Below are 19,060 nucleotides of genomic sequence, written 5' to 3'. Positions count from 1 at the left end.
TTTTTTGTTAAAACGATTGGCTTAAATTAAAGAGCAAGGGCAATTTATGAATTGACCTTGCTCTTTGATTTTGTCTGTGGTCGATAAGACGTTTTACAAAAGGCGGCAATAACGCGATCGCCTGTTTTGTAAGAATGAGTAATCTCTAATTTCTCCCAGACTTTAGGTTGGGTAATTTGGATAAAGGCGACGAGTACCTCATTAGGGAAAATGACATTTTCGCGATCAAATTCCTGCGGGAAATGACGCTGATATCCAGATGCTAATAGAACATCTGCGATCGCATTTTCAAAGGCTTGTTCAGAGGTTCTATTCATGGAAATCTATGATTATCCCTTGAAAAATACTGAAGGGGAGAGATTGAAAAAGTTAGCAAGTTTTTCGATATGTTCTACTGTGAACTTACGCTTGCCATTAAGGATTGCTGACACAATGGATTCTGTTTTGAAAATTGGAACTAGGTCTTTTTGTTGAAGGTTAAACTCATGGATTAGTGCCTTGAGTAACTCAACGCCGCTTAAATCGGGGATGGATACATACTTTTCTTCGTATTCATAAATAAGCATCCCTAGAATATTAATGTAGTCTTGTTCTTCTGGTGTTATTTCGTCAGCATCGACTATGCGATCGATCACTCTTTGAACTGCAAGTAAGTCCTTTTCTGATTTGATTGGTCGTGGTGGAAATGTTTGTAGAAGTTGGATGTAATTATTTGGTTCGGCTGTAATCATAAATTTTAATTTTTGGTTGATAGCTAATTGTTTTATTCGTACCAGTCATCTTTTTTCCAGTCGTTTCTGTCATATTCGGCATGAGTAAGAATATTGCGAATAAAAATCTTTTGGTACTTATAATCAATGAATGCGATTAAACGGTATTTATTGCCTCCGATATTAAAGACTGTCAGATTTTTTACTTGATCGGCTGAGGCAAAAACTTCACGCACTTCGATAAAGTTTTGCCATTTGGCAGTAATAGCGATTTTATGCCAGAGGAGTAAACTCGGTTTTGAGTCTGGATGCTTTGCCCAAAATTCAATAAGGCGCGATCGCGTGATGATGGGCATAGATAAAATCTTAGCAGATTGCGAAGTTAGCTAAAAGGGTGAGGATGTCAAAATCTAGAATAAGGTAAGACACTATTTTAGTTTTTCGCTAAAATCTAAAATAAGCACCATTGGTATTTTAGTTTTTTGAGATCGAGGTCTTTTGATTGATGACGCTGATATCTAGATGCTAATAAAACATCGTCGATCGCATTTTTAAAGGCTTGTTCAGAAATTCGTAATGTGGCAGCTACTTCCGAGTATGCAAAGTTTACCCACTCTGATGAATATAGCGATCGATGTTCTACCTTAACGCATTGACACATTCTATGAATCTCCTGTGTCGATCCATTGACAGTAATTTTGCACCTACCACTCTGTACTTCCTACAAATATAGTCTCTCCACTGCTGAGACTGGTATTTGCACAAGCATCAGCGATCGCCTTTGCAAAATCAGCAACAGTTGGTAATGTACCTGCTTGTTCGCGCCGTTCATTGATAAATCCTCGATTTGCTCGTTCCATTAATTTTGGCGTGATTGTACCTTCGATTAAATCTCCACTAACGACCACCAAACTAATTCCTTTATCAGTGAGTTTGGGAATGCGATCGCGCAGTGCCTGTTCACCTGCATATTTACTTGCAGCAACGTTTTCGTAGATGGCACTTACAGGCTTTTGTCCATAAAAATGCGCTAAGTGACTAGTCACAAACACAATTCGCCCACCATCTTTCATCAAGGGAACAGCTAGATCGGCTAGTCGCTCTTGTGCCTTGAGGTTAAGATCCATCGCATAATCTGCGGATTTATCCTTTTCCATGCCACCACTGGCATTCAGTACTAGTAAGTCCAATTTCGTCAAGTCATTGGCAATGTTCTGCATCATTTTGCCAACCTCCTCTTCATTAGTGATATCTGCCTGCACAAGAACTGCCCGTTGACCAGTTGCCACCACATTCGCAGCAATTTCCTCTGCTCTATGCGCTTTGCTGCGGTAGTTGATGATGATATCGGCTCCCCGCTCAGCCAACTGTTGAGCAACAGCTGCACCAATGCCTCTCGATGCACCAGTGATTAAAGCTATCTTTCCTTTTAAATCAAGCACGATGCAGCTTTACTCCTACGAATTTAAACTTTGTCTAGCTTCAACGATAAAACAGTCGCTTACCAAAGTAAAGTAGAGCGAAATACACTCATGCTTTTGTATGATGCTAATTGATGAGATGTTCTCAATGCTTTCTGGTCATTGGATTTACGAGTGAACGTACATTATACACAAGCTTTCCAGACAATATACATTTAGTCAGAATTATTGGTCTATTCTGAAGCTTTAGGTGATAGAGGCGCAACGTACATCCTTGACATTCAGTGTGTAATAATAGAGAAAAAACGCTAAAAACTTTGAGCTAAGTGTCCCAATCCTATGACATACATTGCTGAAGCGCTCAATACAGGGGTCATGAGAAATCCAGCCTGTACTTCACCTGACACTATGGTGATTGAGGCAATGACTGCTATGAGTAGGATAAGTGAGGCTCATGCAAATTGTATTGTCGTTGTAGAGCAGGAACAGGTGGTCGGGCTCTTAACAGAACGAGATATGTTGCGCCTAGCCGTACAGCAGCTTCCATTAGAGCATCTAACGCTACGACAAGTATTGAAACACCCGCCCGTAACCATCAGAGAATCAGCATTAAACGATCTGAGCACTGTGCTTAATCTCTTCGAGCAACTCCAAGTCAGCCACTTACCCATCGTAGATGATAGCGATCGGCTGGTAGGACTGATCAGTAATTCCAGTCTTCATCAAATATTAAGTTCCATTGCTCTCCAACAGGCAAAAGAACAAGAACAGTCACAAACGGAATTATTCCGCCAGCAATCCGAAGCAAGGCTTCGGGCTAGTGAACAGCGCTATGTGTCCTTATTAGCAGCATCTCCTGTAGGTATTATTCATACTGATCTAGAGGGGATTTGTACATACGCTAATGAACGCTACTGCGAGATTGTTGGGGTTGAGCCAGCCAAACTCATCGGGCAACTTTGGTTTCAGGGACATACCCCTGACAATTTGGAGCGCATTAATCAAGAATTTGAGCTATCCTTGCGCGAAAACCGTCCTTTTCAACTTGAATATAGTATCCAACGTTCAGATGGAGCAGAAGTTTGGGTTTATGGACAGGCGGTTGTAGAGTATGATGCTGAAGGGGAAAAGATCGGCTATATTGGCACGGCTACGGATATTACCGATCGCAAGCTAGCCGAATCCCTTCTCGCCAGCCAACACAAGATTCTCGAACGGATTGCTAAAGCTGAACCACTGTCGGACATTTTCGAGGCATTGCTCCAAACAATGGAATCCTACCTCACAGGAGCAATCTGTTCGATTACGCTTTGCCTCGATGGTCAATTACGCCATGTGGCAGCACCAAGTCTACCTCAAAATTATGCATCGGCTTTAGCAGGAGCCGATTTACCGATCGCGGAAGGAGTCGGTAGCTGTGGGACAGCAGCTTTTCGACGTGAGTTAGTTATTGTTTCCGATATCGAGAATGACCCCTTATGGCGGAATTACAAATCCTTTGTACAAGACCATGGTTTGCAAGCCTGTACGTCGATCCCAATTTTTGCTAGCGATCAGACTGTATTGGGTGTGTTTGGCATTTACTATCGCGAGAAAAAAGCACCGCAATCCCAAGAACTAGAATGGATTGCTCAGGCAGCAAATATTGCAGGCATTGCGATCGAGCGCCAGCTAGCAACGCAAGTCCTAACCCAGCTCAATGAAGATCTAGAAATTCGAGTTGTAGAACGGACAGCGGCTTTACAAATGAGCGAAGAGCGTTGGCAATTGGCGCTCAAAGGATCGAATGCTGGTATTTGGGATTGGGATATCGCAGGGAATAAGAAGTTTTTTTCCACTCGCTGGAAAGAGATGCGGGGCTTTGCTGAGGACGAGATTAGTGATTTGGTTGATGAATGTAAGAGTCGGGTTCACCCTGATGACTACGATCGCATCTTTGCCCAACTTAATGCCCATCTTGCAGGAGAGACAGAATTTAGTGAATTAGAATATCGGACACGTTGCAAAGATGGTTCCTATATTTGGATACTCGATCGGGGACAAGCTTTACGAGATGAGACAGGACGAGCCATTCGCATGATTGGCTCTGATACAAATATTACAGCGCGTAAACAGGCCGAAATTGCACTCCAAGAAAGTGAACGGCGGTATTCAAGCTTGGCTGCTGCTGCACCTGTAGCAATTTTTCGATTTGATGTACAGCTCAATTGCACCTATGTGAATCATCGTTGGTGCGAAATGACGGGTCGCTCTGTGGAATCGGCTTTAGGGCGAGGGTGGATCAAGGCCTTGCATCCAGCCGATCGCGATCATACTCTTGAAGAATTGAATTACCTGCATGAAAATGCTTCTCCAGATTCTCATTTTCTAAAAACTGGAGAGGGACGGCATTTACGACCAGATGGCACGATCAATTGGTTTTATTCTCAAGTTGTTCAAGAGTTCGATGACTCGGGTAATCTAATCGGCTTTGTCGGCACGCTGACAGATATTACGGAACTCAAAACAGCAGAAATCGCCTTACAAGAAAGCGAAACAAAGTTTCAACGGATCACAGAAAGTCTACCTGGAATGGTTTATCGCTATATCTTACATTCCGATGGTAGCGATGAATGCACCTATGTGAGTCCTCAAGTTCGGCACATTTTTGAACTTGAACCAGACATTGTGCTCCAGAGTGTTAGCCATCTATGGGAGAGAGTTCACCCAGATGACATTCCTATAACACTAGAAGAAGTAAAAGTTTCGGCTGAATCTTTGAAACCATTCTTCGTTGAAGAAAGGTTGATTCTCCCCCAAGCAGGGCTAAAATGGGTACAAGTTATTGCTCGTCCTGAAAGACATAAAAATGGTGATATCGTTTGGGATGGAGTCGTTATAGATATTACCGATCGCAAAAAATTAGAACAAGAACAAACAAAACTTACGACAATACTTGAAGCAACGCCAGACTATATCGGGATGATCAATGCCCAAGGTGAGATTTTGTGGCACAACAAGCAACTCCGCAAACTCCGTCCCGAAATCGGCGATCCTAAAGATCATCGCATTGTTACTGAATGTCATCCAGATTGGGTCAATAAAATTATATCTGAACAGGCTCTACCCATAGCGATTCAGGAAGGTAGTTGGTCTGGAGAATTAGCACTGTTGGATGGAAAAGGGGGAGAAATTCCTGTTTCCCAAGTGATTATTGCTCACAAATCAGCCGATGGCATCGTCGAAAATTTCTCTACCATTATGAGAGATATAAGCGCCCGCAAGCAAGCAGAAGCCCAACTCCAGCGTGCCTATGAAGAACTCATCCGCGCAACTCGTATGAAAGATGAGTTTCTCGCCAACATGAGTCATGAACTCCGCACGCCTCTCAATGCCATTTTAGGTATGTCTGAGGCATTGCAAGAAATGGTATTTGGCACATTAAATGATAAGCAAATCAGATTTCTAAAAACAATTGAAGACAGTGGCAATCATCTCCTAAGCTTGATTAACGACATTCTAGATGTTGCCAAAATTGAATCTGGACAAATAGAGCTGGATTTTCAGCCAACAGTTATCAGCTCTTTATGCAACTCTAGCATGGCATTTATTAAACAGCAGGCTCTGAAAAAAAGCATTCAGATCAGGACGAACATTCCAACCCAACTCCCAACACTGTTAATTGATGAACGTCGTATCCTGCAAGTTCTAATTAATTTACTAAACAATGCGGTTAAATTCACGCCAGCAGGTGGACGTATTACTTTGGAGGCAAGCTATCACCAGCAACATGTAAATCCAGAATCATCAAATTTTCAAGATACATCGAATGAGCACCATAATCGTCTTGTAAGCGAACAAGCACCAATTACATTATCAACTAGAAGCTATATCAAAATAGCCATTACTGATACTGGAATTGGTATTGCTTCAGAAGATATAGCTCGGATCTTTCAACCCTTTATCCAAATTGATAGTGCCCTCAATCGGCAATATACAGGAACGGGATTAGGATTAGCTTTAGTCAAAGAGATTACGGAACTGCATGGAGGTGTGGTTAACTTAACGAGTGAAGTCGGGGTTGGCAGTTGTTTTAGCATCGAACTTCCTTGTGATATTGTTGCGCCTATACCAGATCTAACTAGAACTCCTAATCAAGCATCCCAACCACAACCATCTAGCCCCAGCAAAACAGAAGTATCACATCTCATCTTACTTGCGGAAGATCATGAAGCCAATATCAGCACAATTGTGGGCTACCTAGAAATCTATGGTTATCGATTCATTATTGCTAATAATGGACTTGAAGCGATCGTATTGGCAAAATCCGAACATCCCGACCTGATTTTGATGGATATTCAAATGCCCATAATGGATGGACTCGAAGCTATTCAACAAATCCGTCAAGATTCACAGTTGCAAAATACTCCTATCATTGCTTTAACTGCTTTGGCGATGGATGGTGATGAAGAACGTTGCCTATCTGCTGGAGCTAATAGTTATGTCAGTAAACCCCTAAAACTCAAACAATTAAATGAGTTAGTTCGACAATTAATTGATATCAGTAAACTGGCTACTAAAGACTGATCTAACCCTTGTTTGGAGATGGCTGCCGAAAGATGCTGATCTTTTGATTGAGTATAGTTTGGTTTTTAATTCACAAAAGTGTGATGACACTTCTGTGAATCGGTATTAAAATCAACTTTTTTGAGAGCGATCGCCATGAAAATATATCCACGAATTGAGTTAGATATCACGATTAAGGATTTAAGTGTAGGCCTGATTTCTTCCTTCTCATCGCCTGAGAGATCAAAAATAATTACTCAGATTCAATCCTATTGGCATACACCAAAAGAAGTTCTAGTTACACTGTGCGTTAGAACTTCCTTTGATCTACTACTACAAGCATTATGCTTACCTGCTGGCTCTGAAATTATGATGAGCGCAGTGAACATAGCTCACATGGAAGAGATTGTCAAAAAGCATCATTGTATTCCTGTTCCCATAGATATTGACTTAGAGACACTTGTACCCTCTTTAGAGTTGCTCAAAAGCTCTATTTCTAATCAAAGCAGGATATTTGTCGTTGCCCAACTATTTGGCGCGATCGTACAACTCGATCCTTATGTAGAAATATGCAAGAGCCATAATATCTTGCTTGTGGAAGACTGTGCTCAAGCATTCGACGGTCTGCGTTATATTGGACATCCTCATGCTGATATCAGTCTTTTCAGTTTTGGCCCAATCAAATCCTGTACAGCTTTAGGTGGTTCCATCACCATAGTTCAAGAGCCAAATTTAGCCCAGAAAATGCGAGATATTGAGCAAACCTATCTTGTCAAGACTGATTTTTGGTTCTTGAAAAGATTACTTAAATATCTCTGCCTTAAAGTTCTCTCTACTCCTACGATCTTTGGGATTCTTATCGCTTGTTTAAATTTACTGAAATTAGATGCAAATAATTTTATTAGTATGCTAACCCGTGGGTTTGGGAAAGGCGACATCCAGACTCAATTGCGATATCGTCCGCCCAATAGGATGCTTAGGCTTTTGCTCCATAGGCTAGAGCTGCTTGATCAGACCTATTACGATCGCCGAAAGCAGTCAGCTCTTGTCTTTTTTGATTTATTAAAGAAGACAGACGCTAATCTTGGTAATGGTGCAATGCAGCATTCGTACTGGGTCGTTCCTTTGATGACAGAAAATCCAGAGATGCTAATGCAGAAATTGAGGGAAGCAGGATTTGACTCGACTACAGGAACAACAAGTTTGAAATCTCTAGCAGAGGAATCATCCTTTGCGACTAAGTTAATGCGTAGCATCCTTTACTTACCGATATATCCTGCTGTCCCATTGCAAGAAGTGGCTCGCCTTGCCCAATCAATCAATGATAGTGCTTCGTAGAAATTTGTCCAACCATCTCAGCTCGCGATGAAACCTTAAGCTTACGGAACATTCGCTTCAAAGCTTGCTTGACCGAATTTTCTGTAATCCAAAGCTCAATCCCAATTTGGGCATTTGTTCGACCAAGAGCAACCAGTTCCGCAATTTGTAACTCGCGAGGGGTTAAGCGATCGCTACTCAGAGATTGACGCTGAGATGTATTTGTTGCCATCCAAGCTGATATATGCAAACAGATCGCGCTCAAATCAGCTAAATTTTGCATGTCAAAGCTAGTCATGGACTTCTCACGGGTGCAACCAACTACACCCACTAACTGACCACTATTGACAATTGGGCCTGCCATAACATGCCAATGATCGGGGCGGGGACAAATTAATGTCCAGACTTTGGGTGTTACAACTAAACCTTCATGAACTGGAGAATGTCGCTCGACGAGATATCGGGCAATGGGATTATGCTCAACCGATAGCGCCACATTCAATATTTTCTGAAAATCGCGATTGCCCAAGTGTAATTGGTCAAAGAAAAAAATCGCCGATCGCTTAGCTGCAAAATATTCACCAATAGTCGGTGCAACCTGCGATCGCAAATTGTGTCGATCCTGCGATTGGTTAATTGCTTCAAAGATCAGCTTTAAGGGACTTGTCATAGCGCAAACTTTTGAACGAAGTGTACCCGATCGAGGTCTAGAGAAATTAATGTACTCAGCTTAATATTACTCTCGTTCTCCCTAACGGATGAAAATGAGCGTAACAATGACACAGGAATCTATCTTCAGTCCCTTCTTTGCAACCATATTCCTCACAATTTTAGTGTGGGTGTACATGTATATTCGCCGCATCAATTTCATTGTGAGCAAAAAGCTAACTCCCAAAGAGCTTACACCAATTTCCCTCACTCAGTTATCGCCTCCAGCGGTATCCAATCCATCGGACAACTTCAAAAATTTATTTGAGCTTCCAATCATTTTTTATGCACTTGTTCTCTATCTCTTCACCACCAGACAGGTAGATCCAATATATGTCAATGCGGCATGGATTTTCTTTGGGTTCCGCACCTTGCACAGCCTTGTCCACTGTACATTCAATCTGATTATGCTGCGATTTTATCTCTATTTGATTTCAGCGATCGCCCTATGGTTTATGACAATTCGTGCGTTCCTAATGTATCGGTATTTAGACTATTCGGGATGACAAGTTACTAACCTCTGTTGTAAATCTGGCTGTGTAGAAATGTAGTCTTGTAGCCATTGACAAGCAAGTTCTTGCAACTTGTCTAAATCTAAGTCCCATATTTTTAGAGTTTCGTCAAAGCTAGCTGAAACAAGTTGTTTACCATCAGGCGAAAATGAAATACTTGTAACTCCATTATTATGACCTTTGATAGTTTGTAATTCTTTGCCATCAAGACTCCATATCTTTATAGTTCCGTCAAAACTGCTAGAAGCAATTTGCTTTCCATCAGCCGAAAATGCAACGCTATAAACTACACTACTATGCCCTTTAAAAGTCTTTAATTCAGTTCCATCTATATCCCAAACTTTAACTGTATTATCCCAACTTCCTGAGACAAGATATTTCCCATTAGGCGAAAACGACACACTTCTATTTCCATTGCTATGCCCTTTGAGAGTTTGTAATTCTTTTCCATCTGCACTCCATATCTTTATTGTTTGATCGCCACTAGCAGAGGCGATTTGTTTGCCATCGGGAGAAAATGCGACGCAAAACACTGAACTAGTATGCCCTTCAAGAGTTATTACTTCACAGCTATCCATGCTCCATACCTTAATAGTGTTATCCTTGCCAGCAGAAGCAATTTGCTTGCCATTTGGTGAAAATGCAACACTATTAACCCAACTACTATGTCCTTCAAAAGTTTTTAATTCCTTTCCTTCAATACTCCATAGCTTTACAGTATTGTCAGCACTAGCAGACACAAGATATTTACCGTTAGGTGAAAATGCAATACTAGAGACCCAATTTTCATGCCCTTCAAATGTATGTAATTCTTTCCCATCTCTACTCCATAGCTTTACAGTATGATCATCGCTCCCAGAAGCGATGATCATACTGTCAGGTGAAAATACAACGCTAGTAACATCTTTTTTATGTCCTTTAAGGGTTTGCCAATTCTTATCGACAATACTCCAAATTTTAATGGTTTTATCCCAACTTCCAGAGGCTATTTGCCGATCATCAGGAGAAAAGGCAATGCTAAAGATTCCACCACTATGACCTTTCAGAACTTGTAATTCTTCTCCATCTATATTCCATATCTTTATGTCTCCATCTTTACTAGAAGATGCAATTTGCTGACCATCATGAGAAAAAACAACACTAAAGACTATATTTTTATGACCTTTAAGAGTTAATAAATTTTTTCCCTCAATACTCCATATCTTTATAGTCTTGTCTTTGCTAGCGGATGCAACGTGCTTGCCATCTGGTGAAAATGCAACACTATAAACTGAACTATTATGACCATTGAGAGTTAGTATTTCTTTACCCTCAATACTCCACAGTTTTACTGTCCCATCATCGCTAGCAGAAGCAATTTGTTCGCCATTTGGTGAGAATGTAACACTATAAACTGAATTATTATGACCTTTGAAGGTCAGTAGTTCTTCACCCTTAACACTCCATATCTTTACTGTGCCATCGCCGCTAGCAGAAGCAATTTGTTCGCAATTTGGTGAAAAAGCTACACTATAAACTGAATTATTATGACCTTTAAGAGTTAGTAATTCTTCACCCTTAACACTCCATATCTTTACTGTCCCATCATCGCTAGCAGAAGCAATTTGTAATCCATCTGGAGAAAATACTACACTTCTTACTTCGCTACCATGTCCAATGAGAGTTTGCATTTCTTTCCCATAGATACTCCATATTTTTACTGTCTTATCTCCACTTGCAGAGGCAATTTGTGATCCATCTGGTGAAAATGCGACATTATTGACAGCATTATTATGTCCATGCAAGCGATTTTTTTCTCTCATACCATATATAACTTCTCGCATTGCAGCAATGACATGACTTTTGGTATCGATAGAAACTATCTTGTTCGTTTTTAGCCTATTTGCAGTTTCTACAGCTTCCACTAATGCTTCAAGTTGAAGATTGTTATTGAACAAAGACTGTATTTTATAACTTGATGAGACAAATTCAGACTCTTGTAAAGATAAACTCAGCTGATCTACAGTTTCCCTCAATGCCTCCTTCGTCTCCGCTAACTCCTGCTGCAACTTCACCATCTCAGGTGATTGGGACGCACGAATAAAGTCCGCTAGATAATCATGCACCAACTGATACCTATCCAAAGGAGACTCAGGAATCAACACCACCAACCCCGATCGCACAAAAATCTCCAACACCAAATCCAACGCTGATGTATCTCCCTGCATCTCAGCCAGCAAATCATGCAAATCCTTTTCTAGCTCCACGCGAGTCTTTAACGGACGAGTTCCCCGCTCATCGGTCATCATAAACAGCAAGAATTTAGCCAAGCGCTCATTCTCTTCACCACAATCAACAATCACATCATTCAAATAACGCTCCACCAATATCGCCTTCGGATTCGTCCCCAATTGCCGATATTGCTCCAAAGTCTTAATTCCCTCCTGCTGCAACTGCGCTCCAATCACCTGAAGCTCGATCGGACGCACCTCGCCTAGCTCATCCTTGAGATCATCAGCGATCGCCCCAATCAACTCAGGCTCCAAATAAAACCGCGACTTCTCCGTCAGTGTATGAATCAGCGACTTAGCCGCCTCCACCTTGAGATTGCCTACCCGATACAACACATTCTTACTGAGAATATCTTGATCGATCGCCGCCATGCTCTCAATCTGGTTACACTCCAGCAAATAATGCAGATAGTCCTCCCGCAACGACAAAAACACCTTCAGCGAAGATAGATTTTGCGAATCATTCAGCAAACTTCCAATAAACTCAAAAAAGCGCCACCGCTCAGTTGGTTGATTGTAATAAACAAAAAAGAACTCCTCAAATTGATCGAAAATCAAGACCAGACGTTTATTTTGCGCTTCTTTTTCTCGCAGTTTCAAGATGATTCCCTCACCCCCAGCCCCTCTCCCAGAGGGCGAGGGGAGCAAAGAATCCGTCTCACCCTCTCCCAGAGGGCGAGGGGGCTGGGGGGTGAGGGTCTTCAAAGCCTTCTCCAACTCCTCTTCCCAATTCGTATAAACCCGCATGGCGATCGCGCAAACATCCCTCCCCTCAAACGCAGTATGCTCCAACTGCGGAATCAATCCCGCATTTACCAGCGAACTCTTACCCACACCCGACTTGCCATACAGCACGATCAGCTTATAACTCGGCTTAGCAATCCGCGTAATCAACTCATCAAGATCATGCTTGCGTCCCGAAGCCTCAATTTCTGTCGCCACATCAGTTTGCGATTTGCCAACCGACTTCTTACCCTGCAATCTCCCCGCACCGATAAAGGCACGATATCCATACTGTTGCTCAACCGCAAATTGTTCCTGCTTCGTGACATAGGCTTCGAGATATTGCTTTTGTTTGGTGTAAAGCGATCGCAGTTCTGTTAAAAGTTTGATATAAATCTGTGGATGTCCAGTATCTCCTAACTCCTTTGCTTCAAGAAGTAATTTCAATCCCTCATGATTATTTTTGAGTTGAATTTCTGCTTGAGCAATGATAAATAGATATAAATTGCGCCATTTTTGATAATCCTGAGGAGATTGATCCAAGAAAGAAAGTGCCATTTTTCCGTGATTTCTGGCAGTTTCCCATTCTTGTTTTTGGAGTGCGACCTCGGCTAGATATCGATAGTCTAACGAGAGATGATAAGGTTCATGAAACTGCTGATGTAAAGGTAAAGCTTTTTGGACAAATGCCTCAACTGCATCCCAATCAGACATACGATAAGCCGTAACGAAAAGGCGAATAATGATATTAGCTACAAAATCGGAACGGTTTATCTTTTCAAAAAATTCAATAGCAGATTGAAAGCCTGCCATCGCTAATTCCCAATTAGGCGCACGATATTTCTCAGCATCAGCAATTGTGTAATTTACTTGTCCAATTTGATTGATTAATAGACCACAGCGCTCAAAATCTTGAATTTCTTGCCAATAGTTAAAACTTGCCTGTAAATACTGCAAAGCCTTTTCAGGTGAGTTATTTGGCGGCAGCGTGTCTAACCCACGAATAAAGTTAAGATTTGCTTGCAGTCTTGGTTCAATATTCAAACCGCGATCGCCCAAGTCCTTGAGTGCTATTTCCAATTCCGAACATTGAATCGAGCCGAGCTGATGAATCTCACCCAACTTTTTAAAAAAAGGAACCTCACTAGGCGCAAGTACATGACTAAATAAAGCTTCACTGCCATCATGCAAAGAAGTTAGTAACTCATCAGTATCAATGGGAAACTCCAGCGTAGTTGTCCAACTCTCAAAGTCTGGAGCAACTTTAATAATCCGTTTATGCACCGCATCCGAAATCCACCACACAATCGGATAGGGGCAGTGATTGCGAAACATTTCGCGATTGATATTGAGATCTAAAAGTGCAGCCTGTAGATCATCTAGTTCATCCATTCCCACAATCGACAATACTGCGGGAGTCTCAGACTTCACCTGAGCAATGATGTGGTTATATAAGGCTTTTTGCGATCGTGGTAACTTTATTTCAAAAATTGGCTGTGGACGAATTTCTTTGAGGCGAATAATTAGGCGATCGCGCAAATCCCGATAATTGCATCGCACTAGCAGCAGCTTAAACTCACCCTCATAGAGATCTAGCGTCATCGACAGCTCTTGCAATACAGCCTCATTCTCAGAAGAAATATTTGCTACTGCCAGCTTAGACTCATCGCTCATCGCTTTGTGACCTAGATTTTGGATTGCTTACATTATTCACTAATTCAACAAAAAAGGCTTGCTAAGCAAGCCTTTTTTTATTTTTACTTAATCAAATTTTTACTTAATAGTTTTTAAGTAGATTTTAGTGCGGCTTTGTCGCACCAAAATCTACGTTAATTGATAATTAAATTAACCAAAGTGCGTACAGCAAAACCTGTACCACCAGCATTGTTATAGCCAGACTCGCGCTCAGTCCAGACTGGCCCCGCCACATCAAGGTGCGCCCATGCCTTAGTCTTTTCCACAAATTGCTTCAAGAATAAAGCCCCTGTAATCGCACCACCAGCCCGTGAACCTGTATTTTTAAAATCAGCAACCACTGACTTTAATTGATCGAAATAGGGATCTTCGAGGGGCATCCGCCAGAATTTCTCACCTGCATCTTTTGCAGCTTTAGCGATCGCCTCGGCAAAGTCATCATCAATCGACCACATCCCTCCAATATCCTCGCCCAAGGCGACCACACAAGCACCAGTCAGCGTGGCAAGATCGACGATCGCATCCACACCCAACTTATCGGCATAAACGAGTGCATCGGCAAGGGTCAAGCGACCTTCAGCATCGGTATTATTCACCTCAATGGTTTTACCATTAGAAGCTGTGAGGATATCCCCCGGACGCATGGCACTGCCATTGACCATATTTTCGCAAGTCGCCACGATGAAATGTACTTCTATGTCGGTAGGTTGTAGCTGCGCGATCGCCTTTGCCGCACCCAGCGCTGCTGCCGAGCCGCCCATGTCAGTTTTCATCAGTTCGATGCTGCTGCCAATACCCGTTTTAAGGTTTAAGCCACCAGAGTCAAAGGTCAAGCCTTTGCCCACGATCGCCAATTTGCGCTTCGGTGTACCGTTGCTGTAGGTGAGGTGAATGAACTTAGGTGGAATATCCGAAGCTCTAGCGACACCAAGGAATGCACCCATGCCTAAAGCTTCGCATTCAGCTTGCTCAAGAATTTTGGCAGTGAAATGTTCTGATTCATTGGCGATCGCTACCGCAGTTTCCGCAAGCGTAATCGGGGTAACAATATTTGCTGGTGCAGATACTAACTCTCTCGCCAAAATTACACCATCGACAATCTGCTGCGCCTTAGCGATCGCAGGATTTGCCAACGCAGGATCAGTTTCTAAAACCTCAACTTGCTCTAGGAACTGCGGATTAGCATTTTTAGATTTAAACCGCTTGTCTTGATGGGCTGCAAGTAATACGCCCTCTGCGATCGCTTGAGCCGTCAAATTCACATCTTGGTTATAGGTAGGAAAAGAAAGCGCTAGCTTTTTCACCTTCTCCTTATTAGCCCATTTCACCGCTGATGCAGCAGCTTTGCGCCAAACATCAGCATTAGCCTTAGCGGGATCGCCCATACCGATCAAAATCACCTTACGGATCGCATAGTCAATCCCGACACGCCCACCAACTGATGCACCAATTTCCCCAGTAAATTCTGACTCAGTAATTAAATCAGTCAAAGTACAAGCTAAAACCTGAATATCTAAGTTTTTCAGAGATTCAGATAGTTGTAGAGGTTGCTTGGTTGGTTTTTCTGATTGCTCATTGCTAGATTTTGGACTAGCAAAAACAGCGATCGCAAGCGCATCACCATGCCAAGCCTGCGGAGCAGTTACTGATGAGAGAATGTTCATTTTTGATACAGTCTGTAAATTTTGTAGCGACATTTCATTTTAATCTTAACGTCAGTTTGACAATGGCGAAAAAGGTGCTGTAGGGGCAGGTTTTGTAATGAATCTATCTCTAAACTATTGACTTGTCGCTAAACCTGCCCCTTGTATCTACAGAGATTTTGCTTTATAGGAAATCATCGCGAAGCACCCTACCAAATTTCTAGGTTTGTACTACAATCTGTAAGGCAAACATACAGCGCTTCCTCTTCATTTTGACCCGATAGCATGATGATTGTCACATGTGAGCTATCCGAAGATGACCACAGTAAGGTATGTTAGCTGCTATTTTAATGACGAAGAGAGACGGACTGAATTATGCGAATTTACTCCAGTTGGTTGACGCTTGGTGCGAGTTTATCGCTTCTGATTCCAGCTTGGACAGCCAATGCTCAAGAATTTACCATGCCTCTAAAACCTTATACAAAGGTTGTCCTAGAGCCTGACAGTACGATCAAAGTTACTTCATCAATTAATGAAGCAACTACCCCAAAAAAGGTAGAGATCCTTAAACCCAAACCTGAGTTAGTAAGTAATCAGCAACCTATTCTCCAAGACATTCAGGTAGTGATTGCAGCTTTACCAAAAGCCGATACTTCAGAATCATCAAAATTGCCTGCCTTGGAGACTACTATCCTTCAAGATAGTCAGCGATCGCAACCTGAAAAAGTCAGTTCTTCTACTGAACCTGCCAGAGTAATTCCTAGCGCCGCTGCCTCTACCTCAGGTCAACTTGATCCCGCACAGACGCTAGTTGTCCCAACGACACCTAGCCAAGTTAGATTAGATATCACTAAGCCAGTCACTCTAGCCGAAATACTTGACTTAATAGAAAAAACAAATTCCGATGCAATTCAAGCAAGAATTGCCGTAGATCGCGCTCGTGCTGGGCTAAGATTCGCTGAAGCAGGCCGCTCTCCCACCGCAACGGGTTCCTTACAGTATGGTGTTACTGATTCCACAAGTAACCTAGCAGTTAATCAGACTACACAATCCCTCACAGGCACTGTGGGAATTAACTACAGCATTTTCGATTCAGGTGTAAACGATGCCACAGTTCGCGCTGCTGAGAACAACTTACGAATTGCTGAATCTAACCTTAACCAAATTAAACAGACAATTCGTCTGAATATTGTCACTGCCTATTACAACTTGCAAAATACTGATGAAACTATTCGGATTCAACGTAAAGCTGTTGAGAATGCCGAAAGGAGCTTAAAGGATACAAAGGCTAGAGAACGGGCAGGTGTGGGCACAAAATTTGATGTACTGCAATCTGATGTCTCACTTGCTAATTCTAAGCAAGATTTACTCAATGCCGAAGCTGCTCAATTAGTGGCAAGGCGTGAACTGGCTCGACAACTCAACTATCCGCCTACAGTCGAAATTACGGCTGCTGATAAAATTATGCCCGTGCCTGAGTGGAAATTACCAATAGAGCAAACAATCTTACTAGCAGTGAGGAATCGTGCTGAGTTAGACATTCAGAGATTACAAAGAGAAGTTGCCCGCGATAATGCTAATGCCTCACTAGCAAAGTTAGGCCCACAGGTTAGCGTATTTGCCAACCTCAATGCGGCGAATGATTTTACTAATGGGAGTGGTATTGGTACTGGTTATCAAGTTGGAGCAACCTTAAATTGGACTCTCTATGATGGTGGTAGAACTGCTGCTCAAGTAGACCAATTTAAAGCCGATCAAGCCACTGCTGAAAGTAAATTTGAGCAGGCTGCTCGTCAAGCCCGTTTTGACGTAGAACAGTCATATATCAATCAACAATCGCGCCTTAAGCAAATTGACACTGCTACTAAAGCTGTCCAACAAGCTGAAGAAGCGCTGCGTTTAGCCCGTCTACGTCTTGATGCAGGGGTTGGAACTCAGCTTGAAGTAATTACGGCTGAGGCAGCGCTAACTACGGCTGATGTCAATCGAGTGCAGGCAATCATTGGGTACAATCAGTCCCGCGCTAATCTTGAACGAGCTGTAAGTGGTTTATAAATACCAACACAAAAATAGGGGGGGCACTTTGTGACCCCCTATTTTTGTGTTGGTATTTTAATAATTTAATATGTAAGACAAAAACTAGGGATTAACTATGGTGTCCGCTATAGACGGATTTATTTATGCGCTTTGTCTCTTCGTCTTTGTGTGGGTTATTCTTAGCCTTCAATCAAGCATTAAAAGGCTTGAGCAAAAAATAAAGCGGATGGATCTTTCTCTAAGCTTGCTATTAAATCGGATGGAGATTGAAGCTCCTTCCGATTTAATAGCAAGTTAAACAACTTGCGCTAGATCCCTATCGCAAGATAGAAGCCATTAAACTCTATAGAGGAGAAACTGGCGCAAGTCTTTTGGAAGCAAAAGAAGCAATAGAAGAGTTTATCTTGCAGAATCAAGAGAAATGGAGATAAAAGAACAAGTAACTTTATCCCAAATCACCTATTGCCTTTAGTTCAGATCCCTTTCCTTCTTTAACTCCGCCTCAATTCTCCCAATCTGTACAGCATAGTTCTCAATTCCTTTGCCCGAACGAGACTTCAGCCCAGCAGCATGGAGTCCCACAATCTGATAAGCACCATCAATCTTGCCAATCAGCGCCGAACCTGAAGCACCAGAGTTTGTATCGCAATCATGCACAAACATCCCATCCAGTTCTCCGACCACGCTACAGCCGACATGCACGCCTGCTGTCTCACCCTTACCAGCTTGTAAATCTCCATATATATTGGGATCAGGATAATCGACCGAATAGCCTACCACAACTAGTTTGTTTTGATAATCTTTCAACTTTGTTAGGGAAAGAGGTTTCCACTTTAGAAATCCATATTTATCACCTAAAGGCTTATTCAGTAATAAAATTGCCCAATCATCAGCCGAGTCCACTTCTGAGTTCTTTGTTCCTGCAAATACTTCCTTTACCACCGCATAATCTGTCTTTTTTCTTAATCGCCCATCGATTAAGTTGGGTAAAAAGACCATTTTCTTCGCTAATCTTCCTTTGTCATAGACGCAGTGAGAGTTTGTAAGCACATGTGACGGACTAATCAATGTTCCTGTGCAAGAATACTTTTTATTTTTCTCAGTCCATCCCACCACTTTGCCCACCGTAGACCAAGGATAATTGCGGCTCATCATTGGCTGGCGCTGGTCTCTCCCAATCACGCTCCGAGTAGAACTAGGCTGCTCTGATTGGGGCAAGATTCTAGGAACAAATCCATTAGAATTTGTGCTAAGGGGCTTAGACTCATTAATCTGTGCAGGAGCGTCTTGGGTAAGCAGTTCCTCAAGTAATTTCGCTTCTAATGGATCATGGAGCATGATCCCGCATAGTAAGGCGATCGCTATCCCACACACAAACCCGATTAAAGCTTTCCACATTTTGACTTGCATAGACTTATTTCCTCAGCATCTAAGGTTAGCTTTTACTAGGTTAGATCAAAAGTAAATGATCCCTATGGT

General features: G+C 42.2%; 13 protein-coding genes. 4 read left to right on the top strand and 9 right to left on the bottom strand.

Translation table 11 applies throughout. The features are described from left to right. Positions 1–44: 44 nt before the first annotated feature. The 5 genes from PseudUWO311_RS08105 to PseudUWO311_RS08085 form a co-directional block, all read right to left on the bottom strand. Positions 45–317, bottom strand: coding sequence for a hypothetical protein (locus PseudUWO311_RS08105; protein ID WP_142654690.1), 273 nt, complete (start codon positions 315–317; stop codon positions 45–47). Between the two features lie 12 nt (positions 318–329). Beyond that, positions 330–731, bottom strand: coding sequence for a type II toxin-antitoxin system HigA family antitoxin (locus PseudUWO311_RS08100; protein WP_142654689.1), 402 nt, complete (start codon positions 729–731; stop codon positions 330–332). Positions 732–763: 32 nt separating this feature from the next. Further along, positions 764–1,066, bottom strand: a complete 303-nt coding sequence (locus PseudUWO311_RS08095) for a type II toxin-antitoxin system HigB family toxin (RefSeq protein ID WP_142654688.1) — start codon at positions 1,064–1,066, stop codon at positions 764–766. 95 nt (positions 1,067–1,161) lie between these two features. Beyond that, positions 1,162–1,371, bottom strand: a complete 210-nt coding sequence (locus PseudUWO311_RS08090) for a hypothetical protein (protein ID WP_142654687.1) — start codon at positions 1,369–1,371, stop codon at positions 1,162–1,164. A 43-nt stretch (positions 1,372–1,414) separates the two neighbouring features. After that, complete coding sequence (locus tag PseudUWO311_RS08085) at positions 1,415–2,152, bottom strand: SDR family oxidoreductase (RefSeq protein WP_142654686.1); 738 nt, start codon at positions 2,150–2,152, stop codon at positions 1,415–1,417. 318 nt (positions 2,153–2,470) lie between these two features. Here PseudUWO311_RS08085 and PseudUWO311_RS08080 point away from each other — a divergent pair, with 318 nt between their 5' ends. Then, positions 2,471–6,697 carry a PAS domain S-box protein gene (locus PseudUWO311_RS08080; RefSeq protein WP_142654685.1) on the top strand — a complete coding sequence of 1,409 codons (4,227 nt, stop codon included), beginning with the start codon at positions 2,471–2,473 and terminating at the stop codon, positions 6,695–6,697. A 135-nt stretch (positions 6,698–6,832) separates the two neighbouring features. Beyond that, positions 6,833–8,014, top strand: a complete 1,182-nt coding sequence (locus PseudUWO311_RS08075; protein ID WP_142654684.1) for a DegT/DnrJ/EryC1/StrS family aminotransferase — start codon at positions 6,833–6,835, stop codon at positions 8,012–8,014. On the opposite strand, the gene PseudUWO311_RS08070 is transcribed toward PseudUWO311_RS08075, so the two are convergent. Continuing rightward, positions 7,995–8,663 (bottom strand): LuxR C-terminal-related transcriptional regulator, encoded by a 669-nt coding sequence (locus PseudUWO311_RS08070; protein WP_142654683.1) that lies wholly within the window; start codon positions 8,661–8,663, stop codon positions 7,995–7,997. The two genes, PseudUWO311_RS08075 and PseudUWO311_RS08070, sit on opposite strands and share 20 nt — an antisense overlap. Before the next feature lie 106 nt (positions 8,664–8,769). Between PseudUWO311_RS08070 and PseudUWO311_RS08065 the strand changes: the two genes are divergently transcribed. Then, positions 8,770–9,207, top strand: coding sequence for an MAPEG family protein (locus PseudUWO311_RS08065; protein ID WP_142654731.1), 438 nt, complete (start codon positions 8,770–8,772; stop codon positions 9,205–9,207). Here PseudUWO311_RS08065 and PseudUWO311_RS08060 read toward each other — a convergent pair. Both PseudUWO311_RS08060 and PseudUWO311_RS08055 read right to left on the bottom strand, forming a co-directional pair. After that, on the bottom strand, positions 9,195–13,880 hold the full coding sequence (locus PseudUWO311_RS08060; protein WP_142654682.1) for an eIF2A-related protein: 4,686 nt from the start codon (positions 13,878–13,880) through the stop codon (positions 9,195–9,197). The two genes, PseudUWO311_RS08065 and PseudUWO311_RS08060, sit on opposite strands and share 13 nt — an antisense overlap. Before the next feature lie 155 nt (positions 13,881–14,035). Beyond that, on the bottom strand, positions 14,036–15,565 hold the full coding sequence (locus tag PseudUWO311_RS08055; protein WP_142654730.1) for a leucyl aminopeptidase: 1,530 nt from the start codon (positions 15,563–15,565) through the stop codon (positions 14,036–14,038). Positions 15,566–15,919: 354 nt separating this feature from the next. On the opposite strand from PseudUWO311_RS08055, the gene PseudUWO311_RS08050 reads away from it, so the two are divergent. Further along, on the top strand, positions 15,920–17,599 hold the full coding sequence (locus PseudUWO311_RS08050) for a TolC family protein (protein ID WP_142654681.1): 1,680 nt from the start codon (positions 15,920–15,922) through the stop codon (positions 17,597–17,599). Between the two features lie 450 nt (positions 17,600–18,049). On the opposite strand, the gene PseudUWO311_RS08045 is transcribed toward PseudUWO311_RS08050, so the two are convergent. After that, complete coding sequence (locus tag PseudUWO311_RS08045; RefSeq protein ID WP_142654680.1) at positions 18,050–18,991, bottom strand: trypsin-like serine peptidase; 942 nt, start codon at positions 18,989–18,991, stop codon at positions 18,050–18,052. Between the last annotated feature and the right edge of the window lie 69 nt (positions 18,992–19,060).

The sequence above is a fragment of the Pseudanabaena sp. UWO311 genome, from assembly GCF_006937785.1.
Lineage (GTDB): Bacteria > Cyanobacteriota > Cyanobacteriia > Pseudanabaenales > Pseudanabaenaceae > Pseudanabaena.
Note: the sequence above shows the minus strand (reverse complement) of the source record. Positions and strands in the feature narration are given on the sequence as shown.

What these genes read in the sequence shown, in the direction of transcription:
- PseudUWO311_RS08105 (WP_142654690.1), bottom strand. Translation starts at nt 317, where the DNA reads ATGAATAGAACCTCTGAACAAGCCTTTGAAAATGCGATCGCAGATGTT.
- PseudUWO311_RS08100 (WP_142654689.1), bottom strand. Translation starts at nt 731, where the DNA reads ATGATTACAGCCGAACCAAATAATTACATCCAACTTCTACAAACATTT.
- PseudUWO311_RS08095 (WP_142654688.1), bottom strand. Translation starts at nt 1,066, where the DNA reads ATGCCCATCATCACGCGATCGCGCCTTATTGAATTTTGGGCAAAGCAT.
- PseudUWO311_RS08090 (WP_142654687.1), bottom strand. Translation starts at nt 1,371, where the DNA reads ATGTGTCAATGCGTTAAGGTAGAACATCGATCGCTATATTCATCAGAG.
- PseudUWO311_RS08080 (WP_142654685.1), top strand. Translation starts at nt 2,471, where the DNA reads ATGACATACATTGCTGAAGCGCTCAATACAGGGGTCATGAGAAATCCA.
- PseudUWO311_RS08075 (WP_142654684.1), top strand. Translation starts at nt 6,833, where the DNA reads ATGAAAATATATCCACGAATTGAGTTAGATATCACGATTAAGGATTTA.
- PseudUWO311_RS08070 (WP_142654683.1), bottom strand. Translation starts at nt 8,663, where the DNA reads ATGACAAGTCCCTTAAAGCTGATCTTTGAAGCAATTAACCAATCGCAG.
- PseudUWO311_RS08065 (WP_142654731.1), top strand. Translation starts at nt 8,770, where the DNA reads ATGACACAGGAATCTATCTTCAGTCCCTTCTTTGCAACCATATTCCTC.
- PseudUWO311_RS08060 (WP_142654682.1), bottom strand. Translation starts at nt 13,880, where the DNA reads ATGAGCGATGAGTCTAAGCTGGCAGTAGCAAATATTTCTTCTGAGAAT.
- PseudUWO311_RS08055 (WP_142654730.1), bottom strand. Translation starts at nt 15,565, where the DNA reads ATGAACATTCTCTCATCAGTAACTGCTCCGCAGGCTTGGCATGGTGAT.
- PseudUWO311_RS08050 (WP_142654681.1), top strand. Translation starts at nt 15,920, where the DNA reads ATGCGAATTTACTCCAGTTGGTTGACGCTTGGTGCGAGTTTATCGCTT.
- PseudUWO311_RS08045 (WP_142654680.1), bottom strand. Translation starts at nt 18,991, where the DNA reads ATGCAAGTCAAAATGTGGAAAGCTTTAATCGGGTTTGTGTGTGGGATA.